This is a genomic window from uncultured Erythrobacter sp. (assembly GCF_947492365.1).
Taxonomy (GTDB): domain Bacteria; phylum Pseudomonadota; class Alphaproteobacteria; order Sphingomonadales; family Sphingomonadaceae; genus Erythrobacter.
In genome coordinates, this window is sequence record NZ_CANLMB010000002.1 from 667,507 (window position 1) to 686,022 (window position 18,516).

An 18,516-nucleotide genomic window follows, 5' to 3' on the forward strand; every position below is an offset into this window, starting at 1 on the left:
GCCGCCTCCTATTTCTGGATCAGATAATCGTTGGCGGCCATCACGAGCATTACCGCCCGATAGATTTGCCTGAGCTTGGCGTCATTACCTGCGGATTGCGCGACCGGCGTGGCGTCGAGCGCGCCCGCAATCGTGTCCCGCGCGAATTGCGACAATTGGTTCGCGGTCAGCAGCAGGTCGAGCCGGTCGATCAGCGCGGCGGTGTCATGGGCGATCTGAAGCTCTTCGGCATAGGTCGCCTTGATGTCGAACATCCACCCGCCTCGCCCGTCTATCGTTCGCTCCATGAAGTTGATGTAGCTCGCGGCCGTCGTCTCGTTGACCAGCTGGAATTCCGGTGCGAGCAGATCATTCGCAGCGGCCTGCGAATTGGACGGCGTGTATCCCGGTCGGAAGAAGTTGAAGACCGATGGCGATCGCAAGGGAGATTGGCTGAGACGGTTGGAACGCTCAGACAGGTTTTGCATCAGCCAGAAGCCCGAAGTCGATTCCGCGCCAAAGGTCCGCCCCCATTGGGCAAAGCGCAGCATCGGCTCGCGCAATTTGCCAAAGCGCGGGTCGTCGAGCGAGCTATCCGATAGCGCTTCCGGATCCAGCAACACCGCTTTGAAAACGGTGCGCAGGTCGCCGCGAACGCCGGAACCATTGTTGTTGAACGCCTCGGCCACCCTCCGGACATAGGCTGGTGAAGGATTGCTGGTCACTAGCCGCTGGATCATCTGCTTGCCGAAAAACGGGCCGACGTTCGGATGGTTGAACAGGGTGTCGAGCGCGATCCGCAATGTCTCATCCGGACCAGTTCCAGCGGGAATAGTGGTGCCAAGGAAGCTCTTCTCCTCCGGCGAGTGCGTATCCTGCCCAAAGGGCGGCCGCAGCGCGGGATTGGCTGTCATCGGATTGCGCAGCAGCCGCGCCTCGGGAATATCGAGATTGGGCTGGGACGGGGGCGAGGAAAACTGGATATCGCCCGAAAAATTGTAGTGAAATCCGGTGAAGACCTTAGCGATCCCGGTCACGTCATCATTGGTATAAGTTTCGACAGGATCGCCCGCGCCGTCAGTGACTACAGTCCCGTCAATATTGAGCTCGAACAGCCCGATCGAAAACAGCTGCATCACCTCACGCCCGTAATTCTCATCGGGAACGCGGCCAGTGGCAGGGTCAGCCTTTTGGTTGCCAAGCGTATTGAGGAAAATTCCCATCGCGGCGTTGAGCGTGATTTCTTCAAGCAGTTCGCGGAAATTGCCGAACGCGTTGCTTTTGAGGATGTCCCAATAGGCACCGATTGCAGTGCTGGGCCAAAGCTGCAGATTGTTGAGCGACACGACGAAGAATTCCGACAGTGCGAGCGCGACGCGTTTCCGCACTGAATTGCGACCGGTCAGCAGTTGGTTCCAGATCATGTAATCGGCAGGATCGCTCCTGAAGAACCAGCGGTCGTCGTTGATTTCCTCGAAACCGAGGCTGGAGAGGAACTGCTCCGCGCTGCGCTCAATCCCTTGGTTGATCTCGCGGTCTAGCCATGGCTCGTAGCCGATCGAGCGCATCTCCGAAATGTCACCGGTTGAAACCGAAAGGCCTGCGCGAAGGGCAAATCGCGCTGCTTGTGCATCGCTTTGCGGAGTGAGCACAGTTGGGGTGGACGTGCCTCCGCCTGTTACTGGCCCTCCGCCTGTTGTGCCGCCACCTCCACCACCGCAAGCCGCAGTAGCGAGTGCCAAAACCGAAGCCGCAGTCGCCGCGATTGGGTTGGATCCGGACGCGCCAAGGTCATCGGTTTCGAGAGCGTCGGAGAACTCGGCGGTATGATCGTCCAATTCTTCGAGGTCAGTCCCGTTTTCCGGAAGCGAAACGCAGTTTTCCAATGAACTTCTCCCCGCAGCCCACCAATCCGCCCTGACAGATGCAGCTTGGGGGTTGCGGATCGACGAGTCAAATGGTCGCGCCAGGCACTTGGCAATCAGTCAGGGTTCGGCCGCCGGTTATCGTCCAACCTATTCGGCAGATTCTGGCAGAACAGAGTCAGTTCAGAAGCCGCGCGACGGTGCCAATTAACTCGCCCATATCGACAGGCTTTGTGAAATGCGTGTCACTACTGTGTTCGGTCAATGCGCTTTTGCTGCGCTCGCGTGCAGCCTCAAGGCTAATGCCTGAAATGGAGACAATGGGGGTTTGGCGGACCGCCGGATCTCGATGGGATCTGATATGATTGATCAGCGCAAAACCGTCTATAGTGTCGCTGCTATCCGCATCGAAGATGTCGGTAACCAACAGATCAACCGTGTCCGGGCTGTCGATATGGGCAATTGCTGCGCTTGCAGTATGTGTAATCGCCGTCTCGTGCCCCTCAATCTCCAGAAGATCGGCAAGCATCAGGGCCTGAATCGTGCAATCTTCCATCACAAGGATCTTTGCCATCTTCCTCCCTTTCCTATTTCGCGGCCCCGTCGAGGACGGTTCTGATTAGCGAGGAAGTTACGCTGGGCGAAGAAGGCTTGGGGAGAAGTGGCGCAACAACAGTGCCCATCTCTTCGTCCGAAAATCCAGTGTAACCCGACATATAGATGATCGGCATTGCAGGGAATTTCGCGCGTGCAATCCGCGCCAGTTCAAAGCCGCCGATGCCGCCTGGCATAACGATATCGGTGAGGATCAAGTCGGGCTTTGCGCCCTGTGCGATGAGCGTGCTTGCTTCCTGTCCCGAAGCTGCTCCGATGGTCTGGTAGTTTAGCTCCTTGAGCAATTCATCTATCTGCTCGAGGAGATACTCCTCATCCTCGACAATCATCACAGTTTCCCCCCTGCCGATGCAGAGAGGAGCAGGCGCAGTCGGCGCCTCGATCCCCGACGCATGATCACCGCGCGGCAGGAACAGCCGGACAGTGGTGCCCTGACCTTCCTCTGTGTAGATGCGCAATTCGCCATCAGATTGCTGGACAAAGCCATAGACCATCGAGAGTCCGAGGCCCGTCCCCGAGTTCACTCCCTTGGTTGTGAAAAACGGATCGAGCGCGCGCGCAGCAATCGCTTTGGACATGCCGGGACCATTGTCCGAAATCGCGATTTCGACATAGCGTTGGGTGTGACCATCCTTGCGGTCTAAATCGGCCTCTTGCTGGATCGTCCGTCCTTCACTGCTGTGCCGAGAGGGGTCGCGTAGATTGGATGGACTGTCGGCGGGCAGAGAATCGACTGCCTTTGCGGCAATAGTGATGAGATGCCCTTTGCCTTGCTGCATGATCGCATCGCGGCTGTTGAGAATCAGATTAAGCACGGCATTCTGCAGCTGCCCCTGATCGCAAAAAACCAGCAGATCGTCGTCGAGCGGCGCAAACTCGACCGTGACCGAGGCTTCGATCGAAGGGGCGACCAATGCGCCTAGTTCAGCAAATGTCTCCTGTATCGAACGTGCAGCTGCGCGCTCCGGCTGCCGCTTGGCAAAGGCGAGAAGGCGATTGGTCAGCTCAGATCCGCGGCTGATCGAGTTCAGCGCCGCAGCAGCAGAGCGCTGTCCGCGCTCGCTCAATTCCTCACGGCCGATCAGCTCGATCGCATATTGCATCGTGTTGAGCAGATTGTTGAAATCGTGGGCGATACCGCCGGTTAGCTGGCCCAAGGCGTCGAGCCGAGATTGGCGTTCGATCTGCTGGCGGTTGTGTTCGGCCTCGGACACGTCGTCGAGGACGATCACGCTTCGCAGGGGCGATGATTTGCTTTGTACCAGCCTCGACGTCACTCTGACATAGCGCGACTCCGCCGATGACTTGCGGGTCATCAAATGAACCTCGCCGCCGATTTCGAAGCCGTTCAATGCGCGCGCGACCGGGTCATGCGTTGCTTCGAGTGGGCGCATGTCTTCGGGGTCGAGAAACCCGATCTCGGAGGGCCAATCGAAGGGCGTTTCGATAGTTGGCACGGCCAGAATGTGCCTCCCGGCATTGTTGATCATCAACACCTGTCGGTCTTCGGTCAGCCCCACCACAGCACCCGAGACCGCGTTGAAGACCGTGTTCAGCAATTCCAGCGACCATTCATTCTCGCGTCGCACCGCTGCGAGCTCGGTAATGTCTCTGCCAATGCCGAGTACGAATTTGCTGCCTCGCTGGTCTTCGAAGCGGACCTTGCGGGTCAGCAATTCGCGGCGTGTTCCATCGGGGAAGTCGATGCTCTCTTCGATTTCGGTGAAACCATCGCGCAGAGCGATTCGGTCCTGTTTGAGAAAAGCGTCGCGTTCTTCCTCATTGTATTGCTCGATCGTGGTGGTTCCGATCACGCCGTCGCGCATATCCTCCGGATAGACGCTGAGGAATTGCGCGTTAGCCTGAATGATCCGGAATTCCTCGTCCTTCACAAAGACGAGATCGGGCATGTGCCGAAACATCAAACTCTGGAATTCATGCGCTTCATTGAGCCGGCGCTCGATATCGCGCGTGCTTGTAATGTCGCGTGCGATTCCAAGCAGGAAAGGTTGTCCGTCCTGACCTTCAAACCGGAATTTCTGCGTCTGGAATGTCCGTGATTGCGACCCGCGGATCGTTACCTGCTCGACATCTGTCGAGCTGCCATTTTCCAGAGCCTCTCGGTCCTTTGCCTGATAGGCCTCAACTTCGTGAGGTTCGAAATCTTCTGCTCCCGTCGCGCCTATGACACGGTCGCGGTCATCTTCGGGGAATAGGTCGAAGAACGCTTTGTTACCCCAGACATGTCGGAAATCGGCGTCTTTTACGAACACTACATCCGACATATTTTCAAACACGAACTCGAGCGATATCGACGCGCCGGCAAATGCATCTCCCAGGCTTACATGTGTGCATGGTTCTAGACCGGATGCATTGGTCTCGCTCTGAGCAACACCTTCATTTGCCGTCGTGGCTCCCGATCCTTTTTCGCCCTCTGCCAAGCTTTCACCTCGTATTGTGCAGTACCGCATCCCATGGCAGCGAGGATTATTGGGGTCAAGCGATGCGCCTAGGTAAAAATCCCTGGGCAATGGCGTGAGTGGTACTTCTATATCAATACAGATTAATGCATATAAAGTAATAACTTGATAGAGAACCCGTCGATCCTGATGGTTCTAAGTCACCCATTTGAAGCACGCTGTGCTTTTGCTGTAGGATGACCAAGAAAAGCGAGCCGATGCGGCTCACATCGGCTGGCTCACATGGCAAGCCTCAGCCGCGCGGCCAAAGTTGCGATAACGGTTAATCACCGCAACATATTCCCATCGCTGCGGCATTGGGTGCAAAACTCTAGCAAAGCAGCTGGGTTGGAGCGTAACCCGCCGTTGGCCACTTCAAACCCGATCCCATCAACCGAAGGTCAGCTTGCTTGGCGGCGTAGACCTCCATTACTAAGCATGCGTGATCTACAGCTTTTCAATGGTGGTGCGTCATACCGCGATCATTCGAAACTTTCGGGGGGTCAGATTTGTTGCTTGTCTGAACTGGCGGGTGAAAGCGCTTTGATCGCTATATCCGGCGCGTAGAGCGATATCGACAATTGGTAGATCGGTGGTGCGAAGCAGCTTTTGCGCCATGTCGATGCGCTGCTTGATGATCCATTGCCCGACATTGAGCCCAAATATCTGCCGGAAACGGCGGTTCAACTTGAATTGCGACAATCCCGTTTGTTCGGCCAATTGCTTGACCGTCGGAATGTCCGTGAAATTGACCAACACGCGCCTTATCGCGCCGGCCACCTCGTCATATTCGCTGCGCGACGTATTGGGCAATTGCAGATCCTTCGAAATGCCAACGACGCCTGCAACAAGGCCCCTGTCATCGAAGGTCGGAAGCTTGGCAGTAAGGCACCAGCCAACTGTCTTGTTTGGATAGACATGCATTTCCAGCCTTTGTTCAATCGGCAGTCCTGTTTGAACAACCGATCGATCTTGCTTCTCATAACTGCTGCCAAGCTCCTTGCCCAAAATCTCTGAAGGCAGGCGCCCGATCAATTGAGCTTTGTCTGTCAAACCCGATCGCTCGACGAGCGTCGCATTCACAGCTTTATACCGACCTGCGATATCCTTCTTGAAAAAGACAACATTGGGCAATTGGTCGAAAAGCCCTGTGACAATGCCTAAAGAAAGTGCCTCGTACATGCCAATCGTTTGCTCAAGAATATACCAAAATTCAAGTTCGCAGTTTCGCATCCGGCAAGACCAGAACGTTCGGTCGGTCTAGAAAACGGCATCATCATCTGCCGAGGCTTGGCGGATCTGGCGTAGGATTTGTGCAAGTTGGGAGAGCGGGAGCATGACACAGACAGACAAAGTTTTTTCGGGTTGCATGCCGGCCCTCATGACACCGTGCGACGCCAATGGAGCGGTGGATTTCGATGCCCTGGTTCGCAAGGGCAGTGAGCTGATCGCTGCGGGCATGGACGCGGTTATCTATTGCGGATCGATGGGTGACTGGCCGCTGCTCAGCGATGAACAGCGTATGGAAGGCGTCGCACGGCTTTGTGCAGCGGGCGTGCCTGTGATCGTCGGTACCGGCGCGCAGAACCCCGCCCGCGCGGTGGCCTTGGCGCGTCACGCACAGGAAGTTGGCGCAGCCGGGTTGATGGTAATTCCAAGGGTGCTCTCGCGCGGTATATCGCCGGCGGCGCAGCATGCGCATTTCTCTGACATACTCAACGCAGCGCCTGACATTCCGGCGGTGATCTATAACAGCCCCTATTACGGGTTTGAAACCAAGGCCGACTTGTTCTTTTCGCTGCGAGGCGAGCATCCGAATCTGGTCGGCTTCAAGGAGTTCGGCGGCGCGGAATCGATGCGCTATGCAGCCGAGAATATCGCTTCAGCTGATCCTGACATTGCATTGATGGTCGGTGTCGATACGCAAGCCTTTCATGGCTTTGTGAATTGCGGGGCAGACGGGGCTATTACCGGTATAGGCAATGCTCTGCCACGCGAAGTCTTGCGGTTGGTCGAATTGTGTAAACGAGCCGCAGCGGGCGATGCCGAGGCTCGCGCTCTGGCGTGGGAGCTCGACAAGGCGCTGCATGTCCTTGCGACCTTCGATGAAAGCCCCGATCTCGTGCTCTATTACAAGCATCTTATGGTGCTCGAAGGATGCACCGAATATGCGCATCACATCCACGCGTCAGATCAGCTTAGCCCACCGCAAAAGGCGTACCTGGAAGCGCAGTGGAAACTGTTCCGCGATTGGTGGGATAGCTGGCCGGGAGCGGTTTAAGCGGGAACTGCCAAGATGCGTGTCATCGACTCACATACTTGCGGGCAGCCAACCCGGGTCATCGTAACTGGTGGACCTGATCTAGGCGCCGGCCCCTTGTCTGAACGCCGCGAACTGCTTGCCCGCGAACATGACGAGTTGCGCCGGAAGTCCATTCTGGAGCCCAAATGTTCCGAGGCGATGGTTGGCGCACTTTTGTGCGATTCGCCCAATCCAGAATGCGCCGCCGGGGTGATCTTCTTCAACAACACCGGGTATCTCGGGATGTGCGGCCACGGCACAATCGGGCTTGCCGTTACGCTTGCCTATCTCGGCAAGCTTGGCCCCGGGACTCACTTGATCGATACGCCAAGCGGAGTTGTCCGGGTCGGTTTGGACGGCCCGAACAATGTCTCTGTCGAAAATGTCCCGAGCTACTGTTTCCGCCAGAATGTGGAGCTCCAGGTTGAAGGCCTCGGTACGGTCAGCGGATCTATAGCCTGGGGCGGAAACTGGTTTTTTCTAGTAGATCAATCGCCGTGCGAACTGTCGCGCGCCAACATCCCGCAGCTCACCGACGCGGCCATCAGGATCAAGCGTGCGCTTGTGGAGCAGGCGATCTTTGGTGCTGATGGGGCAGAGATCGATCACATCGAGTTCTTCGGTCTCGGCCAAAGCCCCGACGCTGATAGCCAGAACTTCGTACTGTGCCCGGGTCTGGCTTATGATCGGTCGCCCTGCGGAACGGGGACCAGCGCAAAGATTGCCTGTCTCGCCGAGCGTGGACAGCTCGCACCGGGGCAGGAGTGGGTTCAGGAAAGTATCATGGGCAGCCGCTTTCGCGGGTCTTACAGGCTCGATGATGCAGGCCGAGTCATCCCGACGATTGCCGGCACCGCCTATGTGTTCGCTGATGCCAGTCTGGTTGATCAGGCCGGTGATCCCTTCGCGCAAGGTTTTGGCTGATGGCAGGTCAGGAAACGGATAAAGTGATCGTAATTGGCGGCGGTGTGATCGGGATCGCCTGTGCTCATTACCTCAACCAAGCGGGCTATGCGGTTACCGTGCTGGAAAGTGGCAGCCTTGCAGCGGCCTGTTCCCATGGGAATTGCGGCTATATCTGCCCCAGCCATGTCTTGCCGCTGACAACGCCGGGTGCGCTGCGCGAGGGGCTGAAGTCGCTGTTGAACCCATCCGCATCATTCCGCATCAAGCCTCGCCTTGAACCGGCGTTCATTCGCTGGCTCTGGCAATTCTCTCGCCGGTGTTCGGCCCGCCAGATGCTCGAAACGGCAAAGCATCTCAACGCAATTCTGGAATCCTCAGCGGCTGAGTATCGCCGCCTGTTGACTGGAGAGATCGATGGGGCGGAATACCGCCAATCTGGACTTCTTTACGTCTTCGGAACTGCCGAGGCTGCGGAAGTTTTCTCGGCGAACGAGCGGGCTGTGTCCGCTCGCCATGGCGTGCGGTCAGACTGGATCGAGGGCGCTGACCTGAGGGACTTCGATGGCGCGCTGAAGCCAGACCTTGCTGGGGGTGTTCTGTTTCCCGACGATGCCAGCCTGCGGCCCGATCAATTGACCGCGCAATGGGCCGCGCTGCTTAAAGGCAGGGGCGTAACATTTCGCGAAGGCGTTCGGTTTGAGAATGTCGAGCGTTCAGGACGGATGATCAGCGCGATCAAGACTTCAGCCGGAGCGATGCAAGCGGACCATTATGTCCTGGCGGCAGGTGCGATCAGTGGGCGTTTGGCCGGTTATTTTGGCAGAGCTATGCCAATCGAACCGGGTAAAGGTTATTCCATCACCCTAGACCGGCCCAAGCAAACGCCGCGTGTGCCCATGCTCTTTCCCGAGCATCACGTTGGCATTACCCCATTTGACAGCGGCTTCCGGATTGGATCGATGATGGAATTTGCCGGTTTCGACAGCGCGATCCCGCAGCGCAGACTGCAACAATTGCGCAGGTCGGTAGCGCATTATCTGGTCGATGATTTGCCCAAGAACAATATCGAAGAATGGTACGGCTGGCGCCCAATGACTTGGGACAGCCTGCCGATTATCGGCGCCATGCCCGACACGGACAATGTCTGTCTAGCAACCGGACACAATATGCTTGGCATGACTCTGGCTCCGGCTACCGGAAAACTCGTTGCCGAACATATCCAAGGTCAAATCGCGCATATCGATCCCACCCCGTTTTCGCCCGCCCGATTTAACTGAAGCGCGCAGCTGCGGTTTTCGAAGAAAGAGATTTCGTATGTCAGTTCACAACAATTTCATCGCCGGTGAATGGATCGGCTCTGCTGATCAGATTGCCAACATCAACCCTTCCGATACGAAGGACATTATCGGCGAGTACGCGCAGGCAAACCGCGATCAAGTGGAGCAAGCAATCGAAGCGGCCCATATCGCGGCTCCAGACTGGGAGCGAAGCGGAATCCAGCAACGTTTCGAATGTCTCGATGTTATTGGAAGCGAGGTCCTCGCGCGCAAGCAGGAATTGGGCACACTGTTGTCTCGCGAAGAGGGCAAAACACTTGCCGAAGGGATCGGAGAGGTCACGCGCGCAGGCCAGATTTTCAAGTTCTTCGCTGGCGAAACGCTGCGTAATGCAGGTGAACTGCTGCCTTCGGTGCGGCCCGGTCTGAGCGTGGAAATCTCGCGCGAAGCGGTGGGCCCGCTCGCTATCATCACACCGTGGAATTTCCCGATTGCCATTCCGGCATGGAAGATCGCCCCGGCACTGGCATTTGGCAATACGGTGGTGTTCAAACCTGCGGAACTGACACCCGGCAGCGCTTGGGCTCTTTGCGACATTATCGCGCGCTCAGGCGTGCCTGAAGGCGTCTTCAATCTGGTTATGGGGCGCGGCGCAGAGATCGGTGCGCCTTTGCTCAACGACCGCCGCATTCGCGCAGTGAGCTTCACCGGATCGACCCAGACCGGGCGCATTGTCGCCGAAGCATGTAGCGCGCGCAATGCCCGCTTTCAGCTCGAGATGGGCGGCAAGAACCCGTTGATCGTTCTCAATGATTGCGACCTGGAGAATGCTGTCAATTGTGCGGTGAATGGCGCGTACTTCTCGACCGGACAGCGCTGCACCGCGTCTTCGAGGCTGATCGTTGAGGCTTCGGTCCACGACGCATTTGTTGCAGCACTTGTGCGGAAAATGGATGGGCTGGTGATCGGAGACGCTCTCGCCGATGGAACCGATATCGGCCCGGTCGCAGACCAGTCGCAACTCAACAAGAACCTCGAATATATCGAAATCGGCAAACAAGAAGGTGCAGAACTCCTGACAGGCGGTGATGTGGTGGAGCGTGACAAGCCCGGCTTCTACCAGAAGCCTGCTCTGTTTATCGAAAGCGACAACGCCATGCGCATCAATCAGGAAGAGGTTTTTGGCCCTGTAGCTTCGGTGATCAAGGTGGCAGATCTTGATGAAGCTTTGCACTGCGCAAACGACACGCAATTCGGGCTTTCTGCAGGCATCTGCACATCATCGCTGCGTTCTGCCGCACGCTTCAAACAGGAAAGTCAGGCCGGAATGGTCATGGTCAATGCGCCCACAGCGGGTGTCGATTACCACGTCCCATTCGGAGGAACGAAAGGATCAAGCTTCGGTCCCCGCGAGCAAGGTGGCTATGCGCGCGATTTCTACACCACGGTCAAAACCGCATATACTCAAGCTTGAACCATACGTCGCCAGGAGCGGATTCTGCGCTCGCGATCTCAGGAAGCACAATATCTGGAGTGCCAGTGACGATGAATGCCAACGCCAAAATGCCGCCTTCTATTACGGATGTCGAGAAGAGCGATCGTCGAGCCAAATTGAGGCGAGCGATGGCCAACGCCGCGCATCAGGCCGTGATCATCACGCCCGGCTCAAATCTGCAATATTTCTTCGGCCTCAATCTGTATGAGAGCGAACGGTTCATTGGCGCGTTAATCACGCCGAGCGAGACCATATTCATCTGCCCGAAATTCGAAGACACGTCGCTGGCAGCCAAATTGAACCAGCCCTATGAAACGCTCTATTGGGAAGAAGACGAGGACCCATATGCGCTGATCGCAACCTATTTGCGTTCGAATTCAGTCAACCTATGCGCCATTGATCCCAACTGCAGCTACGGACACGCGTCGCGAATTGGCGATGCACTTGGCAGGGCGATCGGCGTAGGTTCAGCTCATGCGCTGATCTCACCACTGCGTGCTCGCAAATCGGCCGCAGAGCTTGCTTTGATGACCTTTGCCAAACAACTGACATTGGACATCCACCTCACAATAGCTGGCTGGATCAAGCCCGGCATGGCTTGCAGCGAGGTGAAGCACGAGATTGACCGGCTCCACCGCGCTGGCGGTGCGGATAATGGAAGTTCGTTCTGTGCCGTCCAATTTGGCGAAGCGACCGCACACCCCCATGGCGTTCCGGGCGATCCGGTTCTGCAGCCGGGCGAACTGATCCTGATTGACACCGGCTGCACGATTGACGGTTACAATTCCGACATCACCCGCACCTATGCGCTCGACACGATGAGCGAAGAGGTTGAGATGATGTGGGCGCTCGAAAAAGAAGCGCAGCAGGCCGCTTTTGATCGTGCGGCTCCCGGCGTTGCTTGCGAGGATGTCGACACCGCCGCAAGGCAATTTCTGACAGATCGCGGTCTTGGCCCCGACTACAAACTGCCCGGCGTCCCGCACCGGACAGGGCACGGCATCGGTCTCGACATCCATGAAGGTCCCTATCTCGTACGCGGAGACAAAACCCCTCTCGCTGCGGGCATGTGCTTTTCGAATGAGCCGATGATCGTCGTCCCCGGCAAATTCGGCATCCGGCTGGAAGATCATTTCTACATTACGGAAACAGGGGCCTCCTGGTTTACCGAGCCGCAGGAAAGTCTGTACGCGCTGACGCAATAGTGTGAGACCCCTACCGCTTTCTGAGAACTGTACATACGTTCTAGGTTAGCTTCTCACCTTTGGGTCCGAGCATTGAGCAAAGGCAAGAGTTGAGCTGGAATCGGAAAGCAATAGTCAATCAAGGTTCAGTCATTCCGACATCACCCACTGCGCAGATATGAGCAGACGGTGAGAGTTGGTGTAACTCTCGGCAGCGGCTCAATGGTGATCGGGGAAAGGCCAGAATTGCCAGAAGCTTCATGGTTCCGCCTCATCCTCATCGTCGATCAGAATACGATGCGATGCGCCGTCCATATCGTCATACTGGCCCGAACGCATGGCCCAGAAAAACGCGCCCAACCCGGCAAGACCCATGAGCAGCGCGATAGGGATCAGGAAGGCGAGGCCCGTCATATCCTGCTCTCTTTGGCGCTGCCCGCCAGCCGGAGCGAATTCGCAACCACGATCAGCGAGCTAAGCGACATTGCGATCGCTGCGATCAGCGGAGTGACATATCCGAACAGCGCCAGCGGCACTGCAAGCGCATTGTAGCCGATGGCGAGCGCGAAGTTCTGCCGGACTATTGCCATCGTCCGCCTTGCCACCTTGATCGCCAATGCGACCGGCATCAGCCGATCCCCGATAAAGACCGCGTCGGCGGCCTGCTGGCTGACATCGCTGGCGGTGCTTGGCGCTATCGAGGCGTGCGCTGCGGCGAGCGCGGGGCCGTCATTCAGGCCGTCGCCGACCATAAGTGGAAGACGCCCCGCCTCGCGCAAGGCTTCGAGCGCGGCGAGCTTGTCCTGCGGGCTGACTTGCGCGCTTGCGTTGATGCCCAGTTGGCGCGCGACCTCTTCGACCGGCGCGCTGCGGTCGCCCGAGAGGATGCTGGCTTCGATATCGTTGCTGTGCAGCCAGGCGATTGTTTCAGCAGCATCGGAGCGGATCGGGTCAGTGAAGGAGAGCGTTACCTCGCGCTCTCCAATCATCAGCCTCGTCGCAAGATCGCTTCCGCCGGATTCCGGCCGTGTTAGCGCGACAGGCACGCCGCCCCAGTTGCCCGTAAGCCCTTGCCCGCTCGTTTCGACAATCTCGATGATCGCGGCTGGTTCGACACCCTCTTCGAGCAAGGCCTCGCTCAATCCTTGGCTAAGTGGGTGGCGGCTCGCCTGCGAAAGCCCGAGCGCCACGCTGCGGGCTTCTGCGTCAAGCGCGGCGATATCGGCACGCGGCTTGCCCAGCGTGAGCGTTCCGGTCTTGTCGAACAGAGCCATATCGACCTCGGCCAGCCGTTCGAGCGTGCTGCCATCTTTGACCAGCAATCCGCGCCTCAGCAGCGCGCCCGAGGCGACAACCTGAGCGGTCGGGACCGCCAGCCCCATCGCGCAGGGGCAGGTGATAATCAAGACCGCGATAGCGATCACCAGCGATTGGTGCCAGCCAGCACCCGCGATCATCCAGCCGGCAAAGGCGAGCGCCGAAAGGCTGTGAACGACCGGCGCGTAAAGCCGCGATGCGCGGTCGGCGATGCGGACATAGTGGCTGCGCGATTGCCCGGCCTCGTCCATGAGCCGCGCGATTTCGGCGATTGCGGTATCGTCGGCGGTGCGCGTCAGCCGCATCCGGAACGGCGCGCCGAGATTGATCGCTCCGGCATGGACCTCCGACCCGGCTCGCACGCTTTCCGGCGCGCTTTCACCGGTCAGCATGGAATTGTCGATCGAGCTTTCGCCATCCTCGATCTCGCCATCGGCGGCGAGAGCCTCGCCTGACGCGACCAACACCAGCATGCCCGGCTCCAGCGCATTGGCAGCAACGCGGCGGGTCGCTCCATCAGCGCCGATCACGCTGGCGCTCTTGCCCATCCGTTTGAGCAGAGCGCCAATACCGGCCCGCGTGCGGGTGCGCATTTCCGCATCAAGCGCGCGGCCCGCAAGCAGGAAAAACAGCAGCATCACCGCGCTCTCGAAATAAGCGTGCGCGCCGCCGGTCATCGTCTCGTAGAGGCTTAGCCCGGTGGCCAGGATCACCCCGATCGAGATCGGCACATCCATATTGGTCCGGCTGTATCTGAGCGCCATCCAGGCGCTGGAGAAAAAGGGCCTGCCCGAATAGGCGATGACCGGCAGCGCGATCAGCGCCGAAAGCCAGTGGAACAGCTCACGGGTGAACCCTTCCGCGCCCGACCAGATGCTGACCGAAAGCAGCATGACATTCATCATCCCGAAGCCCGCAACCCCGAGCGCGCGCATCAACTGCTTGCGTTCGGCGGATTCGGTGCCGACCGGGTTTTCCTCGATCGGCTGCGCTTCAAAGCCAAGCCTGAGCAAGGCTTCGGTGAGCGCGTCTTCATCGACGCTTGCATCGTGTTCAACCGCGACGCGTTTTGACGAGAAGTTCACCCGCGCGGCGACCACGCCGCCGGTTTTCGGCAACTCGCGCTCGATCTTTGCGATGCAGCCCGCACAGCGCATTCCCGGCACGATGAAACGCGTGGATTTGGTCTGACCTTGCGGCGAAGCAATCGAGAGACCGGGCGCGTTCACTCGGGAAGCTCGCTTTCCTGCGCCCAATGCTGCCCTCCAGCCTCGATGAACAGACGCATGGTCCAGCGGCCTGCGGCGACCGGTTCGCTCGACCGGTAGCGCCCTGCGCCAAGCGGCGTGAACGAAAGGCTGGCATATTCGCGCGGGCCGATCGGGCGGCGCAGTTCGGCCATAACCCTCGCGCCTTGAGGAACGGCCTCAGTGCTCACAAGAACATGGCCCTCCTCGTCGCGGGTGGTTTCGACCGTCCAGCCCAACGCCTCCGCAGCTTCGGCCTCTTCGAGCCAATCGTTGAACTGCTGGCTGGCCACATAGGAATTGTCGACGACCGTGCCGTGGAAGCCGCTGACAGCGAGGCTCGCCATGTAGAAATTCACGCAGACGACAATGCCGAAACCGCCGACAAGAATGGCTGCCATGTGCTTGCCGGTGAACGGCTTGGTCGTTTTGCCCGCCATCATTCGGCTCCTGGCTGCATGAATGTGGTTTCTTGGCTGTCGCGCTCACCCTGTTCGTCGAGCGAAGTCAGGACGAAGCTGAAATCATCGACATTGCTGCTTGCCGAAACCACGACATAGGCGCGGATAATGCGGGTTTCGTCCGCAGCCACTTCCACCGTCTGGGAAGGCGCAGCATTATCGCGCCCGATCCGGTCGGTCCACATCAGCGCGCCTTCGGGCAGTCCTGTGAAAGACACCTCCATCTGGCGCGGGCGGGCTTCCATGTTGCGAAGGCGCAATGTGTAGGAATTGCGCACCGAACCATCTTTCATCAGCATGAAAGGCGGATTGCGGTCCGGTGAGACGGTAATCTCGGTATGCGCACGCGTGCCCAAGGCAAACAGCATCGCCAGCCCGATCGAGCCCCAGATGCCGAAATAGACGAATGTGCGCGGCCTGAGCAGCGCCTTCCATGCGGGTTGCGCAGGCGCTCCTGCAGCTTCGGCCTCGCACTGTTCCAAAGTCGTGTAGTCGATCAGACCGCGCGGACGTCCGATGTCTTTCATCACGCGGTCGCAGGCATCGATGCAGAGCGCGCAGGTGATGCAGCCGACCTGCTGGCCTTCGCGAATGTCGATCCCCGTCGGGCAAACCGCCACGCATTGGAGGCAATCGACGCAGTCGCCGTAGAGCTCAGGATCCTTCGCCGCTTTCTTGAGGCTGCCGCGTTGCTCTCCGCGCCAGTCCTTGTAGGTCACGATTAGCGATTTTTCATCGATCATCGCGGCCTGAATCCGCGGCCACGGGCACATATAGATGCACACCTGCTCGCGCATGAATCCGCCCAGCCAGAAGGTCGTGCCGGTCAGCACCGCGACAGTCATATAGGCGACCGGATCGGCCTGAAGCGTGAAGAAATCCGCAAACAGCGTGGGGGCGTCAGCGAAGTAGAGAATCCATGCGCCGCCGGTCAGCAGGCTGATCAGCAGATAGACCGACCACTTGCCAGAACGCCGCGCGATCTTGGCCGGGCCCCAAGGTGCCTTGTCCAGACGGATGCGGGCGTTGCGGTCTCCGTCGAACAGACGGTCGACATGCTGGAACAGATCGGTCCAGACGGTCTGCGGGCAGGCATAGCCACACCACGCTCGGCCCACGGCGCTGGTGACGAGAAACAGGCCTAGGCCTGCCATGATCAGCAGGCCCGCCACGAAATAGAATTCGTGCGGCCAAATCTCGATATCGAACATGTAGAAGCGGCGGTTTGCGAGGTCGATCAGAACCGCCTGATCGGGGGCATAGGGTCCGCGATCCCAGCGGATCCATGGCGTCAGATAATAGATGCCCAGCGTGACCAGCATGACCAGCCACTTGAACCGGCGAAACGGCCCGTCGATCCGCTTGTTGTGAACCGCCTTGCGCTTTTCATAGAGCTTGGGCGTGGGCTGGGGCGGCCGGGCTTTGACTATCGGGTCAGCCTCGATCTCGGGCAGGGCGCCGCCCCAGTCGCGTTTCTCCGGTTTCGCGCCTTCTGCGCGAGCCATCTGGTCAGGATCGGCCATTGTCTCCGGCTTCCGGCGATACCGCCACATCATCAGCCGCTTCTGTCGCCGCGTCACCGGCATCGGTGTCTTGCTGAGCGTCCCCGGCCTCGCCGCCGCCGCGCGAATGGACATAGGCCGCGAGCATCTTGATCGTCACCGGATCGAGCTTGTCACTCCAGCCCGGCATCGCACCATGCCGCGGCTCTGCGATCTGACGCCGCACCAGCGCACGGTCGCTGCCATAGAGCCAGATTGCGTCATTGAGAGCGGGCGCGCCCTGCACGCGGTCCCCTTCGCCATTCGCCTGATGGCAGGTGGCGCAATTGATCTCGTAGAGCTGCGCACCGGCAGCGCTGCTTTGCGCCTGACCGCTCAGCGACAGGACATGGTCGGTCACAGCGTCAAGCTCTGCGCCGGTGAAAATCTCACCGAAGGCAGGCATCAGGCTGAAACGGGTTTCATCCGAACCATCCCAGCGAATGCCGTGGGTGAGCGTCGTTTCGATATCGGTGATCGTGCCGCCCCACAGCCAATCGTCGTCATTGAGATTGGGGTAGCCATATTGCTCGTAACCGGCGGCTCCCGCGCCATGACACTGGACGCAATGCTGTTTGAAGGCCGCTGCCCCGCCCGCGATAGCCTGCCCGAGAAGCTCAGGGTTGGCAGACAGTTGGGTAATGTCGGTCGCTGCGATCTGTTCGAATGTGCCGCGCCGCGCGAGGTCGGCAGCGCTCATTTCTTCGGCCAGATCCCCGCGGCTTGACCAGCCAAGCACGCCTTCGGTCGCCTGATTGACGAGCGGCCATGCGGGATAGAGGACCACATAGATAATCGACCAGACAATGCTGGCGTAAAAGGTCCACAGCCACCATCGGGGCAGAGGTGTGTTGAGCTCCTCGATCCCGTCCCATTCGTGGCCGACAAACTCTGTGCCAGTGGGCTCATCAATGCGATATTTGTCAGACATGATCGTCTTCCTTGAAAATCGAATTCTTGGCGTCCTCGACATGCTCACGCGAGCGCGGGAGGAAGTGCCAACCGCACAGCAACAAATAGAGGCCGAAGATCATCACCAGCCCGTAGCTGTCGGCGAAGTGGCGCAAGGCGTCGTAGAAACTCATCGACCCTTCTCCTCGGCGAGTTCAGCCTGCGCAGCGGCGCTGTCGACATCGACAAGCGTGCCGAGCATCTGGAGGTAAGCGACGAGCGCATCCATTTCGGTCACGCGGGCCGGATCGCCGTCGTAATCGCGGATCTGGGCCTTGGGATAACGCGCTTCCAGATCGCCCGGATCGCGCGACGGATCGGCCTGGGCAAACAGGTCGTTTTCGGCGTTTTCGATGTCGGCATCGCTGTAAGGCACGCCCACGCGGCTAAGCGCGGTAAGACTGGCCGAAGCGTCAGCGACGTTGAGCCGCGTCTCGGCGAGGAACGAATAGCTGGGCATGATGCTCTGCGGCACAACGCTGGTCGGCTCGATCAGGTGCTGGACATGCCATTCATCCGAATATCGCCCGCCAACCCGCGCGAGATCGGGGCCGGTCCGCTTGGACCCCCACTGGAACGGGTGGTCGTACATGCTTTCCGCAGCGAGGCTGTAATGCCCATACCGTTCCACCTCGTCGCGGAAGGGCCGGATCATCTGGCTGTGGCAGGTGTAGCAACCCTCGCGCACATAGATGTCACGTCCTGCCTGTTCGAGCGGGGTATAGGGACGCATCCCCTCCACCTCCTCGATCGTGTTTTCGAGGTAGAACAGCGGTGTGATCTGGACGAGGCCGCCAATCGCGACGGTAAAGAAGGTCGCGACGGCGAGCAGGGTGATGTTCTTCTCGAGCTTTTTGTGCCCTTCGAAAATGCCCTGCGGAGGTGTCTCTTGATTGGTGTCACTCATGTCTACGATC

At 58.8% G+C, this 18,516-nt stretch carries 16 protein-coding genes; 5 read left to right on the forward strand and 11 right to left on the reverse strand.

Translation table 11 applies throughout. From position 1 onward, the window contains the following. Positions 1–8 precede the first annotated feature (8 nt). The 4 genes from Q0887_RS14465 to Q0887_RS14480 form a co-directional block, all read right to left on the reverse strand. Positions 9–1,865, reverse strand: coding sequence for a DUF1800 family protein (locus Q0887_RS14465; protein WP_299196593.1), 1,857 nt, complete (start codon positions 1,863–1,865; stop codon positions 9–11). Positions 1,866–2,022: 157 nt separating this feature from the next. Continuing rightward, on the reverse strand, positions 2,023–2,418 hold the full coding sequence (locus tag Q0887_RS14470; protein WP_299196594.1) for a response regulator: 396 nt from the start codon (positions 2,416–2,418) through the stop codon (positions 2,023–2,025). Between the two features lie 13 nt (positions 2,419–2,431). Beyond that, positions 2,432–4,930, reverse strand: coding sequence for a PAS domain-containing protein (locus Q0887_RS14475; protein WP_363317685.1), 2,499 nt, complete (start codon positions 4,928–4,930; stop codon positions 2,432–2,434). Between the two features lie 459 nt (positions 4,931–5,389). After that, positions 5,390–6,151 carry an AraC family transcriptional regulator gene (locus Q0887_RS14480; protein ID WP_299196596.1) on the reverse strand — a complete coding sequence of 254 codons (762 nt, stop codon included), beginning with the start codon at positions 6,149–6,151 and terminating at the stop codon, positions 5,390–5,392. Between the two features lie 136 nt (positions 6,152–6,287). On the opposite strand from Q0887_RS14480, the gene Q0887_RS14485 reads away from it, so the two are divergent. From Q0887_RS14485 to Q0887_RS14505, 5 genes are all read left to right on the forward strand, one after another. Further along, entirely contained in the window at positions 6,288–7,199 is a 912-nt protein-coding gene (locus Q0887_RS14485; RefSeq protein ID WP_299196786.1) for a dihydrodipicolinate synthase family protein, read from the forward strand. Between the two features lie 15 nt (positions 7,200–7,214). Continuing rightward, a complete protein-coding gene (locus Q0887_RS14490; protein ID WP_299196598.1) occupies positions 7,215–8,144 on the forward strand; it encodes a proline racemase family protein in 930 nt (309 codons plus the stop codon). Continuing rightward, complete coding sequence (locus tag Q0887_RS14495) at positions 8,144–9,403, forward strand: FAD-dependent oxidoreductase (protein ID WP_299196600.1); 1,260 nt, start codon at positions 8,144–8,146, stop codon at positions 9,401–9,403. The genes Q0887_RS14490 and Q0887_RS14495 overlap by 1 nt, the downstream gene beginning before the upstream one ends. Positions 9,404–9,440: 37 nt before the next feature. Then, positions 9,441–10,877, forward strand: a complete 1,437-nt coding sequence (locus Q0887_RS14500; protein ID WP_299196602.1) for an aldehyde dehydrogenase family protein — start codon at positions 9,441–9,443, stop codon at positions 10,875–10,877. An 89-nt stretch (positions 10,878–10,966) separates the two neighbouring features. Next, positions 10,967–12,103 carry a Xaa-Pro peptidase family protein gene (locus tag Q0887_RS14505; protein ID WP_299196787.1) on the forward strand — a complete coding sequence of 379 codons (1,137 nt, stop codon included), beginning with the start codon at positions 10,967–10,969 and terminating at the stop codon, positions 12,101–12,103. 237 nt (positions 12,104–12,340) lie between these two features. Here Q0887_RS14505 and ccoS read toward each other — a convergent pair whose 3' ends face one another. From ccoS to ccoO, 7 genes are read right to left on the reverse strand one after another with little or no spacing between them, the layout of a single operon-like run. Next, positions 12,341–12,496, reverse strand: coding sequence for a cbb3-type cytochrome oxidase assembly protein CcoS (ccoS, locus tag Q0887_RS14510; RefSeq protein ID WP_299196603.1), 156 nt, complete (start codon positions 12,494–12,496; stop codon positions 12,341–12,343). After that, positions 12,493–14,628, reverse strand: coding sequence for a heavy metal translocating P-type ATPase (locus Q0887_RS14515; RefSeq protein WP_299196604.1), 2,136 nt, complete (start codon positions 14,626–14,628; stop codon positions 12,493–12,495). The genes ccoS and Q0887_RS14515 overlap by 4 nt, the downstream gene beginning before the upstream one ends. Then, complete coding sequence (locus Q0887_RS14520) at positions 14,625–15,086, reverse strand: FixH family protein (protein ID WP_299196605.1); 462 nt, start codon at positions 15,084–15,086, stop codon at positions 14,625–14,627. The genes Q0887_RS14515 and Q0887_RS14520 overlap by 4 nt, the downstream gene beginning before the upstream one ends. Beyond that, positions 15,086–16,630 carry a cytochrome c oxidase accessory protein CcoG gene (gene ccoG, locus Q0887_RS14525; protein WP_299196606.1) on the reverse strand — a complete coding sequence of 515 codons (1,545 nt, stop codon included), beginning with the start codon at positions 16,628–16,630 and terminating at the stop codon, positions 15,086–15,088. Before ccoG ends, Q0887_RS14520 begins: the two co-directional genes overlap by 1 nt. After that, positions 16,617–17,579 carry a cytochrome-c oxidase, cbb3-type subunit III gene (gene ccoP, locus Q0887_RS14530; RefSeq protein WP_299196607.1) on the reverse strand — a complete coding sequence of 321 codons (963 nt, stop codon included), beginning with the start codon at positions 17,577–17,579 and terminating at the stop codon, positions 16,617–16,619. Before ccoP ends, ccoG begins: the two co-directional genes overlap by 14 nt. Continuing rightward, the gene (locus tag Q0887_RS14535; protein ID WP_299196608.1) at positions 17,572–17,733 is read right to left on the reverse strand and encodes a cbb3-type cytochrome c oxidase subunit 3; all 162 of its coding nucleotides are present in this window, start codon (positions 17,731–17,733) and stop codon (positions 17,572–17,574) included. The genes ccoP and Q0887_RS14535 overlap by 8 nt, the downstream gene beginning before the upstream one ends. Then, complete coding sequence (gene ccoO, locus Q0887_RS14540; protein WP_299196610.1) at positions 17,730–18,506, reverse strand: cytochrome-c oxidase, cbb3-type subunit II; 777 nt, start codon at positions 18,504–18,506, stop codon at positions 17,730–17,732. Before ccoO ends, Q0887_RS14535 begins: the two co-directional genes overlap by 4 nt. Between the last annotated feature and the right edge of the window lie 10 nt (positions 18,507–18,516).